Below are 19,846 nucleotides of genomic sequence, written 5' to 3' on the forward strand. Positions count from 1 at the left end.
GCGCGCCGTCTGAACCGAAGGGGAAAGGGCCAAGCTCGGCCTCAGACCGAGTTATGCAACAACGCCGCTCAGATCCACCGAGAGATCAAACCTTGAGCCAATCGATTACTCGTTCGTACGCCAACTCAGCAAGTCGGTTCGACCGCCTATCCACGATGTCCACATCCCACTCTTCCGTGCACTTACTGATGCCCTTGCACATCGGGAGGTAACCTGTTCCAGTAAGGATTTTCTCACCATTTAGACCCAAAGTAAGTCCGGCGCTGCCAAACGTACCAGCGATGGTCCCTGCTTCAGCGGCTGTCTCAGCGCAGAGATACTTGTAAATCAATTTCTTGTGGTCCCACGGTCGTTTCCCAATATAACTGTTTGGCTCTCCAGGCAGAAGAATAAGATTACCTATTCGATTGATAGTCCCTGGATCGTCATATAGACCTTCCTTCCAGCCATTCGCTTTACTGGACTGAGGAGCAATGTGCTCGACGGAATAATGCGACGCAGAGTCCCAAGCGTCGGTCCGAATGGTCGGCGCTAAGCCTTTAGTTCCGCGGACAAGTAACACGGGATCCAGCGGATCCGCCGCTGCATCATCGCTCGCTACGATAAGGAGGAACTTAGTTACGACGGCGGAGTGGTCGTAAATCGGCACCCGCGACGCAGCTTTAATCCATGCGTCTTTGTCGCTAAAACTCTTGAGAAATCGGCTCCAGAGCAGTCGACGATAATTGTTGACTGAAACAACGCCCTGCTGTTTGTCTGTCTGCCTGGCAAGCGGCGGGATGCCCTGATCACTCGCCCCTTCACGCATGACGGCGCGATAAACACCGTCAATGTTTTCGGTGCCGCCATGCCCGCCGCGCCACAACATTGAAAACGCAGTCGTCGCCTTGATGGCCGTGATAAGATCTTGCCTGCGCTGAGCGCGCGTCGCGTCGTCACTCCGCCTATACTGATCATAAAACCGCGAAAGCGGCGCTATGGCGATCACGTGCTTGAGTTGTCGGAGGGATTGGAAACAAAACCCGGCCTCTTGGTCAAACTTGCCGAAAGCTTCGAGCGCGGGTTCGTCCTCCACAGATTGCCAGCCGGTGCGTACAAAGTCGGTAAGATTTGCTAAGGAGCCGACCACCCCGCGCTTATCATCTAAGCTTGGTAATCCGTCGAAGTAGTCCCGTAGGTATCTGCGCTGATCACTGAGGTTCTTCTGAAGCCTATCGCCTGTTTCTGCCAAGGCCATTGGGATCAAAAGTTCGGACGTCGCCCGTTGGCGGTCGTCGGCCTTCTTGAAGGCATCCAAGTACACCTCTATGCGTTGCACGTCTTTGTGGGACGCGGATCCTTGGTAATGCTCGAGGCTTTCTGCCTCAATGATTTTCGGCTTAAGTGTTTCGAAGGCGGTCAGCGGCTCGCCCGTGGTGTTGAGCGCCTCGAACATATCGAATGCGTCGTCTTCGGAGCGAGTAGTTACAATTGTCCATGCCATACGGGTGTTGAAATACTTGTGAAAAATCAGGCTGCGCAGTAGCGCACAGAAATTGTCATGCTGCGGGTGATCTGATTGCTCCGTTACGTAACTGACGACTGGTTGGGGGGCGTAAAGGACCAAAGTGCCTTCATGAAGGATTCCTTCAGAATCACTTGCTGAACGTTCGGGAAGTCAAACTGCTCAGCCTTCTTCTTGCTGGTGAAGGCACGCAATTGTCCTCGTATGTGACGAAACACCTTAACAAGTGGCTCATGTTTTGGATCAGAAACGCCGTTTTCGTCAGCTACCCGGTAGGCGAAATCCTCGGTTTTCTTTGCGTCAGCATGATTGATGTACGTCCAGATGAGGCGAGCGATTGGTGACTGGTATATTGCTTGCGAGCCCTTCTTTGACCAGACGTCGTCGAAGGCTCGAATAACTCTAGGGTAGTAGCGGTTTACGTGAGGATTCCCTGTGGTCTGGTCGAGTGCGAAAGTTGTCCAGAGTTCAGCGAGCGCTCGCTCGGATTGCTCCCGAATCCATTCGAAAGGTTCATCTTCCAATTTTTCAAAACGTCGAAGTAGGGTGTTGATGTGGTGATGTAACGCGACGTTCATCATCACGGAAGTACTAATTCTTTGCTGCCCGTCTATGAGGGTCATGACGCGCTGGGCGACTTCGGCTTGGAAGACCGGCTTCACCGTTACGTTGTTTGTGTCATGAATGGCGATGACTGTGCCCAGAAAGCTAATCGCGTTTGGTCTTTCAATCAAGTGGTTAAGCCCGCTAATCGCGTCCTCAATAAGGCGATTCACGTTTTCGTCGTCCCAGGCGTAGGAGCGTTGATAAGCTGGAATATAGCAACCTTGACCCGCCGTATGGAGGAACTGCCAGATGTTTTCAGCCTTAGCCGTGAAGATTTGGTCGATTTGAACGCTCATGCGCTGCTCTCCTCAAAGCGTCGGCGTAGTACGTTACCTTTGCTCGGCGTGGCCGTACGAGTCGGGAGCCGATGTTGAGCTTGTTACCGTGGCCAGAGGGCCCGAAGCCAGTCAGGTCGCGTAGGTCGTGGCGGAAGGTGAGGCTCACGGGCGTCTGTTTGATCGGGTTCGTCTTGTGAGTTTGGGATGCGCTGCTGAAGCGAAGCTGACGTTGGGATTTGAGCCGGGCGGCATCGATAGGACACGTCGCGTGCGACCAAGGTTGTCGATGCTGCCAGCCGTGCGTTCTTTAAGGGTTGCTGCCGAGTGGTGTGCCTTGAGCAGCCTGCGTTCCGGTTTGATCGTATCTCCATCCGGAACATGTTGGGTCAACTCACGGACGATTCGGGCGGAGATCTAAGCCGTATCCACCGAAAGAGGCGAGTGTTGGACGGGTCTTGTGCGATCCATGGACGGCCGGAGCGTCCAACCAGCGCAGGCCGTTGCGCAGAACGTGAAGGACCCCGCTACGCGTCCACACGTCAGCCACACTGGGCGTGTCTGTAGGCTGCGGATGGTGTGACCCTGGCCGTTCGATCCGATCCCCGGTCAGCCAGAGCTGTCCGTCAGATGAGGCTGTGAGCGGGAGCATCTGGGAATGCCACTGTGGTCTCTCTCAGGCCGCAGGCGGGAAACTCGGGGCCGCGCCATAGCCTTCAAAGGCATAGGCGTTCAGAATCTGCCTGCCTTCAAAGAAAGCCCGTTCGACAGGCGCCATACGCGCCTCTTCAGAGAGCTCACCCCAGCTTCCGAGGATCGTTGCGACCTGATGATCGATGAGTTCGCGGGCCTCTTGGACGGACAGGTGAAATGCGGCTGCTGCCTCGAGCGCCAAGGCGAGGCGCGCGTCGCGCTCACCGGGGCGGATGTTCAAAGCTTGATTAGCCTGTCGTCCCGCGCGACGCTGGGGCGCGATATCGTAGGCAGGTGTGAGCTCGAGTGCCGTGCCGTCCCAGAAGGCGGCATGGTTGCGGGCGTGGTCGTCGCTGTTGCCGACCAAGATGTTGAAAGTGAGGCGCCCGAAGAGCTCGCGCAGTGTGGCGTCTACGCGCCCGAAGCGGGCCCGGATTAGGTCCGCGAGATCGGTATAGGCGATGTGATGGGCGGCGAGCTCGTGCTCTTGCGCCCAGGTCAGGGCCGAAACCATTGCGCGGCGGTTCCAGTGGTCTTTCTCAAGGACACGGTCAAATCGTTCGACGAGTAGGACGTCGCGGCCTGCCACTGAGGCGATGCGGACTGGGGCCACGTCGAGACCCGCCCGCGTTGCCAGCCGCATGGTGACGAACTCGGCCTTCACCATCGCGAAGCTGTCGTTGGTCGCTGAGAACTTCGCGATGAGCTTCACGGGCCGTTCGGCGCCGCGATCAACGACGAGCGCCTTGGGGCGTGCGCCTCCAATGGAGCTGCCGTGGAGTATGACACGGTCGAGCAGGGGCGAGACTGGCCGTCCGGCATCTACGTCGTCGGCGAAGGTCTGCAGCTCTTCGAGCGTTGCCTCCTCAGCTTCGCGCGCCACGTAGTCCGTAGGCGAGCGCTGGAAGTCGAGGGCGCCGATCCGGTCAGAGCCGGACTCGACCATGAACGTCATCTCGTCGAAGGCGTCCTCGTCGATCTGGTCGCGACGGTTGCCTAGGAGGCGGTTCACGATCACCCGGCGCCCCCATTGATCTGGCAGAGCGTCCCTCAGGGAGGGGGCAAGATCGTGCCCCGCAGGCGGACGGATCGGCCCTGTTACGAGTGGCAGGTCGGCGTCGTAGATCGGCATAGCTATGTTGCGCTGAAGGTAGCTGCGCCCATAGGTGAAGACGTAACCTTCCTCTGTTCGGTCGATGCGCCCGGCGACGACGGGATCTGGCGCGCCGGGCAGCCATATCCAGACGAAGAGCCCCTGGTCAGAAGTCATCGTTCACCTCGAGCCGGCGGGGCCGCACGCGGCCAGGAAGGAGTACTAGGCGCGCTTGAGCCTCGCTCTTGATGCGCGCCACGTTTGCGTCCCCACCGAGGAGAGGAAGGCCAAGGACATAGGCAGCCTCAAAGAGGGTGCCAGCGGCCACGCTTGGGCGAGCTGCCTCGATCGCGCGGACGGTGTCGCGCGAGGAGCCGAGGCGCTCAGCTAGATCATTTTCTGTCCAGCCTCGCTCCTTGCGGGCCGCCCGGACCTCGGCCGCCAAAGCCTCGAGAAGCGCCGTCGAAACGCGGGACAGGTGAGATGTACTTGACCTCTTCATGTCTGTTAAAACCTACGATAAGTCGATTAATGCAGGATATAACCCACAAGTCTCGCATGTTCAAGGAACCTGCTCGTCGAGTGGCAGTCTAATACCAACGGCCACTGGCCAGACCATAGTCTTGCGGGTATAACGGGCGTTGGTCTCCAGCCGGACCAGCAGGAGACCTTCGAGCTCTCTCCGAGCCAGCCTTTGTCGGCAAGGTCCGGGACGTCGTGGGGCTCTACATGAGCCCGCCCGATCACGCTCTGGTCCTGTGCGTGGACGAGAAGCCGCAGATCCAAGCCGTCGAGCGCACCTTACCCCTGCTGCCGATGCGACCTGGGCAACCCGAGCGCCACACGCATGACTATCGCCGGCATGGCACGACCGACCTGTTCGCCGCTCTCGACGTTGCAACCGGGACGGTGATCGGCGCCTGCAAGGAGCGCCACTGCGCGGTCCAGTTCCGCGCCTTTCTGGATCAGGTCGAAGCCCTGGTGCCGTCCGACCTCGACGTCCACCTCGTGCTGGACAACGCCGCCACCTACAAGACCAAGCTCGTTCGCGACTGGCTGCTCAAGCGCCCGCGCTGGCATCTGCACTTCACGCCCACCTCGACCTCGTGGCTCAACCTGGTCGAGGTCTGGTTCGCGCTCCTCACACGCCAACGCCTGCAACGGGGCGTATTCACCAGCACCGCCGATCTCGAGGCCGCCATCCAGACCTACATCGACCAGACCAACGCCGAGCCCAAGCCCTTAGTCTGGACCAAGTCAGCCGATGCCATCCTCGCCAGCGTCAGACGCTTCTGCCAAAGGATCTCCAACTCAGACCACTAGGAAGAAGCCCGCTGAACAGGGGAGCACCGGCGGGAAGTAAGATGCTGCTTCGTGGATCACTACCGGTGCTTTCTTCCTATCCTAGGCGGCTGCTCGGCCCACCTCCTCTTGCTGCTTTACCGCATCGCCAACGATCTGGCGGATCTCGTCCAGAAATGCCTTGGAGACCTCAGTCATCACCGCGTTCGGGACGGGAACCGCCTCTTCGTAGATGTCGCGGATCACCTGAGCCCTTTCGAAGGTCGAGCCCTTACCCTTGAGCTCGAAGGCGTCCCGCCAGACTTCAAGCTGCTCCTGGGCCAGCCGCCTCGCGGCCAGGGAGTGGAACTTGATGTTGACGGCCTCACGGATCAGGTCCAACGCCGCCTCCGCCTCCGCTTCGGTCGGTGTGGTGGGAGCCCAAGATGCCGGGCTGGACAGAAAGCGTGAGACCTCCTCGGTGAGACGTGCGACGAGATCCGCCACTGGCCGGAGATTGTCATATTCGTTGTTGCTCATCTCGCCGGCGATGCGACGGTTGAGCGCCTTGATGCGCGTCCAGTGCTCCTTTGAGGTCGTCCCATGAGGGGCAAGGCCGAGACGTGCCAGCCAGGGTCCCTGGAAGGAGCGAGCTGCCGCCTGAATTGCCAAGGGTAGGCCATCGAAGTGGTAGACGGGATGGGCAACCGGCTGGGGCGGCGGCTCGATGGCACGGACGAAATGCTGAAGCAGGCGGATCAGCTCTCCCTGGAACCCTCTGGGCAATTCCTTGCTGCGCCGATCCAAGCCGCCCAACATGAAGCAGCGATCTTCAATGGTCTGCTCCATCATGCGCACCGTCGATGAGCCGCCAAGGGCATCGCGAAGGCTGGTCAGGCCATTGGTCACTGACGCCATCACGTGCGCCCGCCTAGACTGGAAGTCGGGAAGGTTGGCGCCCTTTACGCTGTCGAAGTGGCTGAAGGCGATGGCGAGCTTCCGTTGGTGCCCGCTGGTCGCCACAGCCCGGATCACCGACAGGGGAGCTGCCTGCATGGGCTGCTGCGCGTTGTCGACCAGGAGCACCACATCGACATCGGTGAAGCGCTTGGTGATCTGGGTCGTCACGCTCGCGGAGGAGTCCGGTGTGTGGCCGAGTCCCTGCCCATCCAGCAGCACCAGCTTGGGCTTGGTCTCCGTGAAGGTGGGAAACAAGGGCCCCTGCACCCGGATCCCGTCTACAAGCGGTGTGAGCAGGCGGCCGAACTGAGGGGCGTAGTTGCTGGCGAACCAGCGGACCGCCCGGATGAACTCGTCGCGATTGTCGCTCGTCATCGTCCAGAGTTCGGGCCATCCGGACCGGTTGCACACAAGGTGTCCCTCAGACAAGAGATCGAACCGTGACCGCACCTCGTCGAGGATGTCATGGACGATGCTCCCGAAGCCTTCGTCATCGCCAAGGGCGCTCTCGAACAGATCCTGGGCGGCGTCACGATCCGGGCCGACAAGCTTGCTGATATCCTCGCCGAGGTCGTCGGAGACCTTCTTCTCGACGCTAGCTTGTAAATCACGCACGCGCTTGATGTAGTCCCGTAAGCGTTGAGCGTTCTTCTCCCGCTCGTCGGTCGGAACAGCATCCTCGTCCTCGGCTGGCGCGGTCTCCTCGGGCTCGTCAAAGCTGAAGTCGTCGTCCACAGCCTTGCTCGCCTCATCGACGAAGCTGCCGAGGGCATAGCTGAGGCGGAAGCGCTGATCCTTGTGGTTCAGAAGCCGGTCTGCCACGTCTGCATCTTTCTTGCCTTCGAACGCGGCGACGCAGGCTTCTGCAACGCAGTCCTCGATGTTAGCCTGCACCTCATGCTCAGACGAGAAGGTCACCACAGCTTCGAAGTCGCCGTCGGCGAGAACGATCTCGATATCCGAAACGGTGGTCTTGGCCGTGGAAGTGGACGGGAAGCGATCTCTTTCGTGGTCCGAGCCGATCAGATGGCGCAGGAGCGTCGTCTTGCCAGCCCCAGTGGTGCCGACGAACAGCACGCGCGTGAAGCCATCGTCGCGATCGGGAAGGGGAATGTGCTGCTCGCGAACGGCCCAGGGATCTGCACGGCCGGCTTGGATATCGTCGAAGAAAGCGGCAACGACCGCAGGGGCGAAATGGCGCTCGGCATCGACACGACGCGTGGCGTTCCACCACGAGGGGTCACCCAGAAGAGTGTTCATCTGCTCGACGAGCTGATCAGCCTCAGTGGGATCGGTGGTGCCCAGACCGCGCCGCATCTTCAGACCAGGGCGGCCACGGGAGTCTGGACGAAGCGGATGACGGAAGGTGAGAACCCAGCCAGGTCGGTTCTGGGTTCGCGTCCTCGAAGCAGAGTAGGTGCTGGCCATGTTGTTGTTCCACGTTGTTCCGAGATCTAAGCTACACCATCCCGGCAGGCAGTCAAGAAGATTGGTACAACGCGGAACAACAATTTCAACCTTTCGGTCTCGACGGCCATTTCGAGGAGCTGCACCTAGCAGCCCTCGCCGCGGCTCGGGCGGCGGGCGACGCCCACGGATCTGGGCGCATCGCCAGCTTAATCGGGCTGCTGATGGCCACTTACCGTGACGACGTAGTTCTCCCATTGGAGGAGGCCGCGCCCAAGGTGGCCAAAATCGCGCGCCTTCTGGCGCCCCATGTGAATCTCATTCTCCTCGAGACGCTCTCAACCGTGGCCCAAGCCGAAGGCGCGCTAAAGGGGACGGTCCAAGCGGGCCGGCCGGTGTGGCTGTCAGTCTCGGTCCACGACCGGCGAGGGGACCGGCTGCGCTCTGGGAAGCCGATCGAAGACCACCGCGTGCGGGGTACCGGCGCGCGGGGAATGAACAGTGATGGCGGAGAGGCTCAAGCGGGGGACACCGCAAGCCCTCAAGGGCTCAGGATTGTCGCCTTTGTTGCCAGTGGAGGCCACGGCCCGCACGTCAGATAACGCGTCTCAGGAGGGGGATCGTCGGGGAATGCCCAAGTCCCTCCTCCGCTACCAGAAAACCCCTGTTTCTACTGAACTTCATAGGCCTGAATCGGACCTTTTGGTCTGTGAGGGAGACCTTGGGACTACGCCGGGACTACAGCCGGATGGAACGATGTACCCAAGGTTAATGGTGTGTGGATCCGTTCGTTGATGCGGCTGGTTCCCAAGTCATCATCAACAAGGAACTGACGGTGCTCACGCCCAGAGGGGCGTGGCTCGGCTTTCCGGGGGCGGGACTGACGGCGACGGCACGACTTGAAGGCCGGCCTGATGTGGCGGCAACCATCGAACTTTCCTGTCGTGCCGACGAGTCCCTCGTTTTCGGTGATCCACCCCTTGCGCGTCCACTTCCCGCTGGCGCTCCTGCCCACGGCCATTGCGGCCGATGCGGTGGGGGCCATGACGGACAACCGGGCCCTCATGGACATGGGCAAGACCTTTATGCCGCTCGCGGTGGCCAGCATGGCCGCGACCGGGGTGGCGGGCTTTGCCGCCCAGGAGGAGGTCCGCGCCGAGGGCGAGGCGCACGACATGCTGGTCACGCACAGGAACCTCAACGTGGGCCTCCTGCTCATGTCCGCAGGGCCCGCCGTTCTCAGGTCGGGACAAGAACGGCCCGGCCGGGGCTACCTGCTGGCCGGTCTCGCTGGGGCGGCGCTGATGACCTACACGGGCTACCTTGGCGGCAAGATGATCTACCGGCACGGCGTGGGCGCGGTCGAGGGCCATGACCCCGACCATTCCGTCCGCATCGAGCGCGGGCATCTGGGCGAGGCGGCCCGGATCGCCGCGACCGACGTGGCCCGGGGCGTGGCGCATGCGGCCCAGCAGGTGGCTCACGGCGAGCTGGCCCCGCATCTACGGCGGGGGAGAGCGCCGCCACGCCTGTACCCTCGCTCTCCGAAACCGGGCGATGAGAGGCAGGCACTACTCTCTGCGTAAGTCTCCAGCGATCGCCTCGATGAGCGCCATCACCCGCGGGCAGGAGGCGGCGCGAGGGATGCACGCCATGGATCGGCATCTCGACCAGCTGGCTCGAGCTGAGATCATCGAGGACCAGATCACGGGGCACGTAGATCACTCCCGCGTCCTCGATGGCCGCCATTCGCAGAGCCTCGTCGTCGGCGATCTCCAGTGGCCCACGGACTTCCACCAAGACTGGTTGGCTAGCCGGGTCTCGGAATCGCCAGCGGTCGTGGGGCTGGATGCTGAGGTTCAGGACACAGCGCATGCCGGCCAGCTCGTTCGGCGTGGTCGGCATTCCATGCCGCTCCAGGAACGTCGGCGAGACGCAGCAGACGAAGCGGTAGGTGCCGACCCGCCGGGCGATGATGCCAATGGGACGGAACTCGCCCACGCGCACGGCCAGACGTTGTGTGGAAGGCAGGGTGCATCTGTGGAGATGGTCAATATCCGAGTTGGACCAGCGGGTCGTCCCCAGCTAATCTGTGTATTCGAACTGTCGACACATAGGGCCGCCCATGAATGAACTCCCTCCGCCTCCAGCCCCTGTGCGGAAACGCGGATCGGGCGCAAAGGTCGTCTACGAGGCTTTGCGGAACGAAATCCTTGGACTGACGCTGCCTCCAGGATGTCCCATCGACGAGGTTCAGCTCGCGGATCGTTTCGCGATGTCGCGTACACCGATCCGCGAGGCTCTGGTGCGGCTGGCGGGCGAGGGGCTTGTGACAACATTGCCCAACCGGTCGACGGTCGTATCGAACATCGACATGATGAATTTGCACGCCTTCTTTGACGCACTAACGCTCATGTACCGCGTCACCACTCGGCTTGCAGCACAGAACCGCCGGCCCAAGGACCTAACCATGATCCGGGAACGTCAGGCGGCGTTCGCCCGCGCGGTCGAGGCGCAGGACGCACTCGCCATGATCGCCACCAACCGCGACTTTCACGCCGCGATCGCGGAGGCGGGCGGCAATCTCTACTTCACCGGCCTGTTCTGTCGCCTCCTCGATGAGGGCCGACGTCTCCTGCGACTCTATTACTCGTCATTCGATGACCGCCTGCCGCACCATATTGTCGTCGAGCACGAGGACATCATCGACGCCATCGAAGCCCAGGACGTCGACGCTGCTGACCGGCTGGCCAGCGCCCATGCCGATCAGATCGTCGGTCAAATCCAGCAGCTCTTCGCCGGCGACCGTCGACAGAAGGTGCCTCTCTGACCTACTCGCCCCGAAGCCCTGCATCGTTTCTTGTCGACAAAAGGCATACAGCAGTTACTGTGCGGTCCCGAGCGCGATGATGGCGGGGCAGGTCTTTGGCCCCGGACGCGAATGCAAGACGACGAACAGGCCCCGAACGAAGGAGAAAACCATGATGTCCAGCGTCTTTTCCGGCTGTGTCCCCGCGCTGATGACGCCGTGCAAGGCCGATCGCACGCCCGACTACGAGGCCCTGGTCCGCAAGGGACGTGAGCTCATCGCGGAAGGTATGTCGGCGGTGGTCTACTGCGGCTCCATGGGCGATTGGCCGCTCCTGACCGACGAGCAGCGGATGGAAGGTGTGGAGCGGCTTGTCCAGGCCGGCGTGCCGGTGATCGTCGGCACGGGGGCAGTGAATACGGCCAAGGCCGTGGCCCATGCGGCCCATGCCCAACGGGTCGGAGCCAAGGGGCTGATGGTCATTCCTCGGGTGCTGTCGCGCGGGCCCTCGGCCGCCGCGCAGCGGGCGCACTTCAAGGCGGTCCTGGCGGCCGCTCCCGACCTGCCTGCCGTCATCTACAACAGCCCTTATTACGGCTTCGCGACCCGTGCGGACCTGTTCTTCGCGCTGCGGGCCGAGCACCCGAACCTGGTCGGCTTCAAGGAGTTCGGGGGTGGCGACGACCTGCGCTACGCGGCCGAGAACATCACCAGCCGGGACGACCAGGTGACCCTCATGGTGGGCGTGGATACCGAGGTCGTGCACGGCTTCGTCAACTGCGGAGCGACTGGTGCCATCACCGGCATCGGCAATGTTCTCCCGCGCGAGGTTCTGCACCTTGTCCGGCTCTGCGAGGCAGCGGCAAAGGGCGACGCGGAGGCGCGCCGGCGGGCCAAGGAACTTGACGAGGCCATGCGAGTGCTCTCATCCTTCGACGAGGGGCCGGATCTGGTGCTCTTCTTCAAGCACATGCTGGTCCTCAGGGGCGAGCAGGAGTACCGGCTCCACTTCAACGAAACCGACCAGCTCAGCGAGAGCCAGCGCGGCTACTGCGAGAAGCAGTTCGCCCTGTTCCAAGCCTGGTACGCCGAGTGGAGCCAACAGCCCGGTACCCAGGTGAGGGACGCTGCCTGATCGGAGCCCTTAGGGCAGGGCGTCGAGACCCAGCCTCGCGAAGCGGTCGAGCTGTTCCAGCTCGGCCGCGGTCAGCGGGATGCCTTCGACCTCTGTGCGGGCGCGCGCAGCGAAGCGGCGCTGCGAGGGCAGGCGTGCGCCTTGGCCGAGGATCGCGTCGAACAGGACCTCCGCGCGCGCGAGCGGATCACCAGGACGGCCCCGCGCGAACTGCTCCACGTCAAAGGCCAGGATCAACTCGCCGTGGCGCGGCAGGAGGGACGTGCTCCCAAGGACGCCTAGAGCCTCGGCGCTGGTGAAGTCGCCGATCATGGGGCCGCCCAGCAACTCGATCATGGTCGAGATCGCCGAGCCCTTGTGGCCCCCGAAGGGCAGGAGCGCCCCGGCGAGCGCACGCTCCGGATCGGTGGCCGGGGCTCCCTCGGTGTCGATGGCCCAGCCTTCGGGGATCGGTTGGCCGGCACGGCGGTGGAGCTCGATCTCGCCCCGCGCCACCATGCTGGTCGCGAAGTCGAAAACGTAGGGGGCGCCGCTAGGCCTGGGCCAGCCGAACGCCATCGGATTCGTGCCGAAGAGTGGACGTTGACCGCCGGCCGGCGCCACGGCCGAGTAGCTGGGGCAGAGGGCGAGCCCTGCGAGTCCACGCTCCGTGAGCGCCTCGACTTCGGGCCAGAGTGCCGAGAAATGCGTGCAGTCGTTGATGACAAGTGCGGCAAGGCCGAGCGCGCGCGTCCGCTCAACCAAATGGGGCAGGCCTATCTCAAAGGCCAGAGGTGCAAACCCCTGGCGGGCGTCAACCCGCACGATGGCTGACCCGTCAGCGACCGCCACCGGTTCGGCGCAGGGGACCACCTTGCCAGCCTTCAACGTGCGGAGGCAGCCTTCGATGCGGTAGATCCCATGTGACTTGCAGGCGTCCTGCTCTCCGGCCGCGATGACTCGCGCGATGGCAGCGGACTGCGCGATCGAGAGGCCCGCCTTCCGGAAGATTTCCTCAATGCGGTCGGTCAGCTCCGCGACAGGCAGGGCAGTGACGATGCTCATGTGATCTGTCTCCTGCATCGACCCTCTAGGGGGCCAGCCCTACTGTCGTTTTGATCCATGGGACACCTGTTTTGATAGCTCGTGCCGATCCTCCGATCCGGCATACGTCTTGTATACCTGCTGTATTTTGGATTGATCCTGCAAGATGGCGAGATGATAGTTGATCCAGATCTCGAATCGGGATCGCCAACAAAGGGAGGAGACCATGAGAATCTCGCTCGTCGTCGGTGGCATCGCTGCCGCGGCCTGCCTGGCCGGTACGGCGCAGGCCGACAAGCTCGACGACATCATCGCCTCAGGCACGCTTCGTTGCGCCGTGACCCTGGACTTCCCCCCCATGGGCTCGCGCGACGAGAGCAATAATCCCGTGGGCTTCGACGTCGATTACTGCAACGACCTCGCCACCGCCCTGGGCGTGACGGCCGAGATCGTAGAGACCCCGTTCCCCGACCGCATCCCGGCCCTGGTTTCGGGACGAGCCGACATCGGTGTCGCTTCCACCTCGGACACACTCGAGCGGGCCAAGACCGTCGGCTTCTCCATCCCCTACTTTGCCTTCACCAACGTGGTGCTCACGCGCGAGGACACAGGGATCGCCAGCTACGAGGACCTCAAGGGCCATACGGTCGGCTCCGTCGCAGGCACCTACGAAGGCATCGCACTCGAGAAGGACGTGACCGGATGGGGCGAGGGGGAGTTCCGGCCTTACCAGACGCAGGCCGACGTCTTCCTCGCGTTGTCGCAGGGCCAGATCGACGCCACGGTCGTCACCTCGACGGTCGCCTCGTCCATCGTGCAGAGCGGGCAATACCCAGGCCTCGCGATCAAGGGTGACGCCCCGTATCTCGTCGACTACGTGGCCCTGATCGCTCTCCGCAACGAATACGGCCTGCTGAACTATCTGGACCTTTTCGTGAACCAGCAGGTCCGGACCGGCCGCTACAAGGAACTCTACGAGAAGTGGGTCGGCGGGGAGCCCGTGGACCTGACCGTGCCGGGCGTCTATCGCTGAGTTAGGCGCTGACCGGGCGGGGGCCGTCGGGCCCTCGTCCCCCCTCGGGCCAGGGCGGGGAAGTCGACCATGTTCAACTATACCTTCCAATGGCGTCAGGCCTTTCGCACTCTTCCGCAGATGCTGGAGGGCGCCCTCGTCACCATGGAGATCGCGATCCTGTCCATGGTGATCGGCGTGGTCGTCGCCGTGCTGCTCGCCGTTGCGCGCAACTCCTCGTCGCGCTGGCTGCGGGCGCCCGCGACCGCCTGGGTCGAGGTGGCGCGCAACACCCCCGCCCTGTTTCAGATCTACATGGCGCATTTTGGGCTCGGCAGCTTCGGTATCCACCTGAGCCCCTTCGCCGCGCTGCTTGCTGGGATCACCTTCAACAACGCGGGCTACCTCTGCGAGACCTTCCGGGGCGCGCTGCGGGCCATTCCGGCCACCCAGGCGCGGGCCGGCCGGTCGCTCGGTATGGGGGCGGCTCAGGCCTTCCGCATGATCATGCTGCCGCAGATGTTCCGCATCGCGTTCCTGCCGACGATGAACCAGACGGTCTGGGCCATCCTGATGACCTCGCTTGGAGTGACTGTCGGAATGAATACCGACCTCACGGGCGTCACGCAGGACCTCAACTCGCGGACCTTCCGCACCTTCGAGCTCTTCGCGCTGGCCGCCGTGCTCTATTACCTGATCGCCAAGGCAGTAGGGCTTGGGGCGCGGCTGGTCGCTTGGCGGCTGTTCCGGTACTGAAGGGATCCGCGATGTTCGACACCGCCCTGACGCTCAGTGACCTCCTGTTCCTCGCGCAGGGCGCGCTGGTCACTCTGGCCGTGACCGCGATCTCGGTCTTGGCGGGCACGCTTCTCGGCGTGGTCTTCGGCGTGTTCCGCAGCAACGTCAGTGCCTGGGTCACCTTTCCCCTGATTTTCGTGCTGGACGTCTTCCGCTCGGTGCCGCTGCTGATTCAGCTCATCCTCGGCAACGCCTTCCAAGCCATCGCGGGCTGGGGCTGGTCGCCCTTCGTCACGTCCTGCGTGATCCTGTCGCTCTACACCTCCGCCTACGCGACCGAGATCGTGCGCGGGGCCATCGAGGCGGTTCCCCAGACCACGCGACGCGCCGCGCGCTCCCTCGGCCTCACCTGGCGGCAGGACATGGCCAACATCGTCTTCCCGATGGGCCTGCGCGTGGCGCTGCCGAGCTGGATCGGCCTGACGCTCGGCGTGATGAAGGACAGTGCCCTCGTCCTGTGGCTGGGAATCATCGAGCTGCTACGCGCCTCGCAGATCCTGGTCACGAGGCTTCAGGAGCCGCTGTTCATCCTGTCGGTCGCGGGCGCGATCTACTTCCTGCTGAGCTTCCCCATCGCCCGGCTCGCCGTCTCGAACGAAGGTGGCGCGAGAATGATTGAGATCGAGAACGTCCGTAAGTCCTTCGGTCCGCTCGAGGTCCTGAAGGGCGTGAGCCTGACGGTGAACAAGGGCGAGGTCGTCTCGATCATAGGCGGCTCCGGCTCGGGCAAGTCCACGCTGCTGACCTGCATCAACGGCCTGGAGCCCATCGATGCCGGCCGCATCCTGATCGACGGGACCGAAGTTCACGCCCGGGGTACGGACCTCAACAAGCTCAGGCGCAAGGTCGGCATCGTCTTCCAGCAATGGAACGCCTTCCCGCACCTGACGGTGCTCGAGAACGTGACGCTCGCTCCGCGCAAGGTGCTGGGGATGCCCAAGGCCCAGGCCGAGGAGATCGCCGTGCGGCAACTCACGCATGTCGGTCTCGCCGACAAGCTCAAAGTCTATCCCGGCCGGCTCTCGGGCGGACAGCAGCAGCGGATGGCGATCGCCCGGGCGCTCGCGATGTCGCCCTCCTACATGCTCTTCGACGAGGTGACCTCGGCGCTCGACCCTCAGCTCGTGGGCGAGGTGCTGGACACGCTCAAGATGCTGGCCGAGGAAGGAATGACCATGATCTGCGTCACGCACGAAATGGGCTTCGCCCGCGACGTGTCGAAGCGCGTGGCCTTCTTCCACCAGGGGGTCATCGCCGAGATCGGCCCGCCCGAGCAGATTTTCGGCGCTCCCCAGAGCGCCGAGACGCGGAAGTTTCTTTCGAACGTGCGCTGAATGGATTCCCCTGACGTGATCGTGGTGGGGGCCGGCGTCATCGGCCTCTCCGCGGCGCTGGCTGCCCAGGCGCGTGGCCTGAAGGTCCGCGTCATCGACCGGGAGGGGCCAGCGGCTGGCGCCTCGGCTGGGAACGCGGGCGCCTTCGCCTTCACCGACATCTTCCCCCTGGCCTCGCCCCGGATCATCCGGCGGGCGCCGAAGTGGCTCCTCGACCCGCTCGGGCCCCTGTCTGTGCCGCCGCGTTATGCCCACAGGATCGCGCCCTGGATGCTGCGCTTCTGGCGGGCGAGCTGGCCCGCGCGGGTGCAGGCCTCGACGGTCGCGCAGGCCGCGCTTATGGACCTTTCCAAGGAAGCGCTGGAAGTTCATTTGCAGCGGGAGGGGCTGACCGGGATGCTGCGCCGCGATGGCCAGCTCCAAGTCTACGAGGGGGAGAGGGCCTGGCGCGCTTCGCTGCCGTCCTGGGTTCTGCGCGAGGAACTCGGGATCGCCTTCCGACATCTCCGGGGCGAGGAGATCGCGGAGGTGCAGCCGGGGCTGTCGCCGCGCTTCACGCACGCGACCTTCACGCCGGGCTGGTGCTCCATAAGCGACCCCAAGCACTACACGCTCGCCTTGGCGGAGCGGGTCCGTGCCAGGGGCGGCGAGATCGTCATCGCGGAGGCCCGGTCGCTCGTGCCGAGCGGGGTGGAGACCACCGCTGGCCGGATGCAGGGGCGCGTGGTCCTGGCGGCCGGCGCCTTCTCGCACCGGCTGACGCGGACGGCCGGCGTCCGCATCCCGCTCGAGACGGAGCGGGGCTACAACACGACGCTTCCGGCGGATGCCTTTGACCTGCGCGTCCACGTCACCTTCGAGGGACACGGCTTCGTTGTGTCGAGGCTTACCTCTGGTCTGCGCGTTGGCGGGGCGGTGGAGCTCGGCGGGCTCGAACTGCCGCCGAACTTCGCCCGGGCCGACGCGATGCTGACCAAGGCCGCGCGCTTCTTGCCGGGGCTGCGGACCGAGGGCGGCAAGCAATGGATGGGCTTCCGCCCTTCGCTGCCGGACAGCCTTCCCGCCGTCGGTCCGCTGCCGGACCGGCCCGACGTGATCTGCGCGTTCGGCCATGGCCACCTGGGTTTGACCCAGTCCGCCGGCACCGCCGAGCTCGTGGCCGACCTCCTGACCGGGCAGGCGCCCGGGATCGACATGAAACCCTTCTCGCCCGCACGCTTCGGGAGATCGCAATGAGCGTCCACACCTTTCCCTGCATCGACGGCCATACCTGCGGCAATCCGGTGCGCCTCGTCACCGGCGGAGCGCCGATGCTCGCGGGCGCGACCATGCTCGAGAAACGCGCGCACTTCCTAGCCGAGTACGACTGGATTCGGACGGGCCTCATGTTCGAGCCGCGCGGCCATGACCAGATGTCGGGGGCGATCCTCTACCCGCCGACGCGGGACGACTGCGACATCGCCGTCCTGTTCATCGAGACCTCGGGCTGCCTGCCGATGTGCGGGCACGGGACCATCGGCACGGTAACGATTGCGCTCGAGAACGGGCTCATCCGGCCAGCGACGCCCGGGGTCCTTCGGCTGGACACCCCGGCGGGGCGCGTCGACGTGACCTACCGCGAGGAGGGCCGTTTCATCGAGGAGGTGCGGCTCACCAACGTGCCGGCCTATCTCCATGCCGAGGGCCTGACGGCCGAGGTCGAGGGCCTGGGCGAGATCGCCGTGGACGTCGCCTATGGGGGCAACTTCTACGCCATCGTGGAGCCGCAGCGGGACTTTCGCGACATGGCCGACCTCTCGGCGGGGCAGCTCGTGGAGCTGCGGGCGGCGGCTCCGGGACGCCCTGAATGAGAAGTACGAGTTCGTGCATCCGGAGAAGCCCGCGATCAACGGCCTGTCGCACATCCTCTGGACCGGGGCCCCGCGCCACCCCGAGGCTCAGGCACGGAACGCGGTGCTCTACGGCGACAAGGCGATCGACCGCTCGCCCTGCGGAACGGGAACCTCGGCGCGCATGGCGCAGCTTGCGGCGAAGGGGAGGCTCGCAGTCGGCGACGACTTCGTGCACGAATCCATCATCGGGTCCCTTTTCAAGGGCCACGTTGAGGGGACGGCCCGCGTGGGCAACCGCGACGCCATCATCCCGTCCATTGCCGGATGGGCCCGCATAACCGGCATCAATACCATCTTCATCGACGACCGCGATCCCTTTGCCCACGGGTTCGTGGTCAAATGAGGGTGGGCCTGGCCATCATCCCCGGCGCCGCCGAAGGTCCCGTGATCGCCTGCGAGGAGGGACTGAGCTTCTGGGGCGGGGTCGATCCAGCGACGGGTCATGTGATCGATGCCCACCATCCGCTGCATGGGCGGACGCTCGCCGGCGCGGTGCTGGCCTTGCCAACGAGCCGCGGGTCCTGCACGGGGAGCGGCGTGCTCCTCGAACTCGCGCTGAACGCCCATGCCCCGGCAGCGCTGGTGTTCCGCGAGGGCGAGGACGTGCTGACCCTCGGCGCGTTGGTCGCGGGGCTGCTGTTTGGCCGGGCTATCCCGGTCCTGCGCCTCTGCCCCGAGGACTTCGACCTGCTCGCGGGGGCCGAGCGGGCCGGCATCACCGAAACGCGGATCGAGGCGGGCCCGCTGTCGCGGGAGTTGGAATCGGTCGGTGCTCAGCATCTCGACCTCTCCGAGGGGGATCGGGCCTTCCTTGCGGGCGAGAGCGGCGAGGCCCCGCGCCTCGCGATGGAAATCCTCTGCGCCATGGCCGCGCAGCAGGGGGCTGCGCGCCTCACCGACGTGACGCAGGTCCATATCGACGGATGCATCTATGCAAGCCCCGCGAACCTCACCTTTGCGGAGAGGATGGCTGACATGGGCGCGCGAGTCCGGGTTCCCACGACCATGAACGCCATCTCGGTGGACCGCGCCAACTGGGAGCGGCAGGGTACGCCCCCCGACTTCGGCCGCCCGGCGAGTCGGCTGGCTGACGCCTATGTCCGGATGGGCGCCCGGCCGAGCTTCACCTGCGCGCCCTACCTGCTCGACAGCGTCCCCGCCGCCGGAGAGGCGGTGGGCTGGGCCGAGTCGAACGCGGTGATCTATGCCAACAGCGTCCTGGCCGCCCGCACGGTCAAGCACCCGGACTTCCTCGATCTTTGCATTGCGCTCACCGGACGCGTCCCGCTGTCTGGAGTCTATCTGGACGAGAACCGCAAGGCCCGCCGCCGGATCCATGTCGGCGCCCCGGAGGGACACAACGACGCCTTCTGGCCGATGCTCGGATATCTGGCGGGTCTCCTCGCGCCCGACCGTATCCCGCTCCTGGCGGGGCTCGAAGGAGCCTCGCCCTCCGACGACGATCTCAAGGCGCTCTGCGCTGCCTTCGGAACGACCTCGGGGGCGCCGATGCTCCACGTGGCGGGCCACACCCCCGAGGCCGAGGGCTGCATGGCCGGAGACGCCGATGAGGTGGTCGTGATGCGCGCCGACCTCGCAAGAGTCTGGCGGGAGCTCAATTCCGGGCCGGAGAACGTGGACCTGGTCGCGATTGGCAGCCCGCACGTCTCGCTGTCCGAGTTCCGGGCGCTCGCTGCCCTGCTGGACGGGGTGGCGCAGCACCCGTCCGTCCCGATCATCGTGACCGCCGGGCGTGCCATCCGGGACCAAGCCAGAGCGGAAGGGACGCTGGCCAGGCTGGAGAGCTGGGGCGTCCAGGTCGTGACCGACATCTGTTGGTGCTCGATCTCCGAGCCGGTGTTTCCGCCCTCGGCTCGGGTGCTGATGACCAATTCGGGCAAGTATGCCCATTACGCTCCGGGTCTCAGCGGCCGGGCCGTGCGCTTCGGATCTCTGGAGGACTGCGTTTCGGTTGCCTTGACCGGCCAAGCGCCCTCATCACCTCCGGCCTGGCTGGCCTGACC

The 19,846-nt window shown here is 64.2% G+C and carries 15 protein-coding genes and 4 pseudogenes; 12 read left to right on the forward strand and 7 right to left on the reverse strand.

The features are described from left to right. Positions 1-85 precede the first annotated feature (85 nt). The 4 genes from RUMESO_RS23840 to RUMESO_RS28295 form a co-directional block, all read right to left on the reverse strand. Entirely contained in the window at positions 86-1,606 is a 1,521-nt protein-coding gene (locus RUMESO_RS23840) for an HNH endonuclease family protein (RefSeq protein WP_156362659.1), read from the reverse strand. Beyond that, positions 1,567-2,406: a DUF262 domain-containing protein gene (locus RUMESO_RS23845; protein ID WP_082483332.1), complete on the reverse strand. Its 840-nt coding sequence runs from the start codon at positions 2,404-2,406 to the stop codon at positions 1,567-1,569. The genes RUMESO_RS23840 and RUMESO_RS23845 overlap by 40 nt, the downstream gene beginning before the upstream one ends. Before the next feature lie 655 nt (positions 2,407-3,061). Beyond that, positions 3,062-4,348 (reverse strand): type II toxin-antitoxin system HipA family toxin, encoded by a 1,287-nt coding sequence (locus tag RUMESO_RS03520; protein ID WP_037278125.1) that lies wholly within the window; start codon positions 4,346-4,348, stop codon positions 3,062-3,064. After that, complete coding sequence (locus tag RUMESO_RS28295) at positions 4,338-4,673, reverse strand: helix-turn-helix domain-containing protein (RefSeq protein WP_082483333.1); 336 nt, start codon at positions 4,671-4,673, stop codon at positions 4,338-4,340. The genes RUMESO_RS03520 and RUMESO_RS28295 overlap by 11 nt, the downstream gene beginning before the upstream one ends. A gap of 141 nt (positions 4,674-4,814) precedes the next feature. On the opposite strand from RUMESO_RS28295, the pseudogene RUMESO_RS03525 reads away from it, so the two are divergent. Then, positions 4,815-5,494 (forward strand): annotated as a pseudogene (locus RUMESO_RS03525) (IS630 family transposase); the annotation flags it as partial. A gap of 81 nt (positions 5,495-5,575) precedes the next feature. Here RUMESO_RS03525 and RUMESO_RS03530 read toward each other — a convergent pair. Beyond that, on the reverse strand, positions 5,576-7,840 hold the full coding sequence (locus tag RUMESO_RS03530) for an ATP-binding protein (protein WP_037278126.1): 2,265 nt from the start codon (positions 7,838-7,840) through the stop codon (positions 5,576-5,578). A 14-nt stretch (positions 7,841-7,854) separates the two neighbouring features. Between RUMESO_RS03530 and RUMESO_RS28300 the strand changes: the two genes are divergently transcribed. Continuing rightward, positions 7,855-8,421, forward strand: coding sequence for a homocysteine S-methyltransferase family protein (locus RUMESO_RS28300; protein WP_082483334.1), 567 nt, complete (start codon positions 7,855-7,857; stop codon positions 8,419-8,421). A 312-nt stretch (positions 8,422-8,733) separates the two neighbouring features. Continuing rightward, on the forward strand, positions 8,734-9,405 hold the full coding sequence (locus RUMESO_RS03535) for a DUF2231 domain-containing protein (RefSeq protein WP_082483335.1): 672 nt from the start codon (positions 8,734-8,736) through the stop codon (positions 9,403-9,405). 106 nt (positions 9,406-9,511) lie between these two features. Here the strand turns inward: RUMESO_RS03535 and RUMESO_RS28305 are convergent. Continuing rightward, positions 9,512-9,826: pseudogene (locus RUMESO_RS28305) on the reverse strand (LysR substrate-binding domain-containing protein); the annotation flags it as partial. 118 nt (positions 9,827-9,944) lie between these two features. Between RUMESO_RS28305 and RUMESO_RS03540 the strand changes: the two are divergent. Then, positions 9,945-10,649, forward strand: a complete 705-nt coding sequence (locus RUMESO_RS03540; protein WP_037278127.1) for a GntR family transcriptional regulator — start codon at positions 9,945-9,947, stop codon at positions 10,647-10,649. Between the two features lie 151 nt (positions 10,650-10,800). Continuing rightward, entirely contained in the window at positions 10,801-11,763 is a 963-nt protein-coding gene (locus tag RUMESO_RS03545; protein ID WP_037278128.1) for a dihydrodipicolinate synthase family protein, read from the forward strand. 9 nt (positions 11,764-11,772) lie between these two features. Here the strand turns inward: RUMESO_RS03545 and RUMESO_RS03550 are convergent, their stop codons facing one another. After that, positions 11,773-12,807: an Ldh family oxidoreductase gene (locus tag RUMESO_RS03550; RefSeq protein WP_037278129.1), complete on the reverse strand. Its 1,035-nt coding sequence runs from the start codon at positions 12,805-12,807 to the stop codon at positions 11,773-11,775. 205 nt (positions 12,808-13,012) lie between these two features. On the opposite strand from RUMESO_RS03550, the gene RUMESO_RS03555 reads away from it, so the two are divergent. From RUMESO_RS03555 to lhpI, 7 genes and pseudogenes are all read left to right on the forward strand, one after another. Continuing rightward, positions 13,013-13,819, forward strand: a complete 807-nt coding sequence (locus RUMESO_RS03555) for an ABC transporter substrate-binding protein (protein ID WP_037278130.1) — start codon at positions 13,013-13,015, stop codon at positions 13,817-13,819. 69 nt (positions 13,820-13,888) lie between these two features. Then, a complete protein-coding gene (locus RUMESO_RS03560) occupies positions 13,889-14,554 on the forward strand; it encodes an amino acid ABC transporter permease (protein ID WP_037278131.1) in 666 nt (221 codons plus the stop codon). Positions 14,555-14,565: 11 nt separating this feature from the next. Beyond that, positions 14,566-15,114: pseudogene (locus tag RUMESO_RS23865) on the forward strand (amino acid ABC transporter permease); the annotation flags it as partial. A 93-nt stretch (positions 15,115-15,207) separates the two neighbouring features. Then, positions 15,208-15,930 (forward strand): amino acid ABC transporter ATP-binding protein, encoded by a 723-nt coding sequence (locus tag RUMESO_RS03565; RefSeq protein WP_037278296.1) that lies wholly within the window; start codon positions 15,208-15,210, stop codon positions 15,928-15,930. Beyond that, positions 15,931-17,166 (forward strand): NAD(P)/FAD-dependent oxidoreductase, encoded by a 1,236-nt coding sequence (locus tag RUMESO_RS03570; RefSeq protein ID WP_037278132.1) that lies wholly within the window; start codon positions 15,931-15,933, stop codon positions 17,164-17,166. Further along, positions 17,163-18,165 (forward strand): annotated as a pseudogene (locus RUMESO_RS03575) (4-hydroxyproline epimerase). The gene RUMESO_RS03570 and the pseudogene RUMESO_RS03575 overlap by 4 nt, the downstream one beginning before the upstream one ends. Further along, positions 18,162-19,844 (forward strand): cis-3-hydroxy-L-proline dehydratase, encoded by a 1,683-nt coding sequence (lhpI, locus tag RUMESO_RS03580; protein ID WP_037278133.1) that lies wholly within the window; start codon positions 18,162-18,164, stop codon positions 19,842-19,844. The pseudogene RUMESO_RS03575 and the gene lhpI overlap by 4 nt, the downstream one beginning before the upstream one ends. Positions 19,845-19,846 lie beyond the last annotated feature (2 nt).

The organism is Rubellimicrobium mesophilum DSM 19309 (genome assembly GCF_000600335.2).
Taxonomy (GTDB): domain Bacteria; phylum Pseudomonadota; class Alphaproteobacteria; order Rhodobacterales; family Rhodobacteraceae; genus Rubellimicrobium; species Rubellimicrobium mesophilum.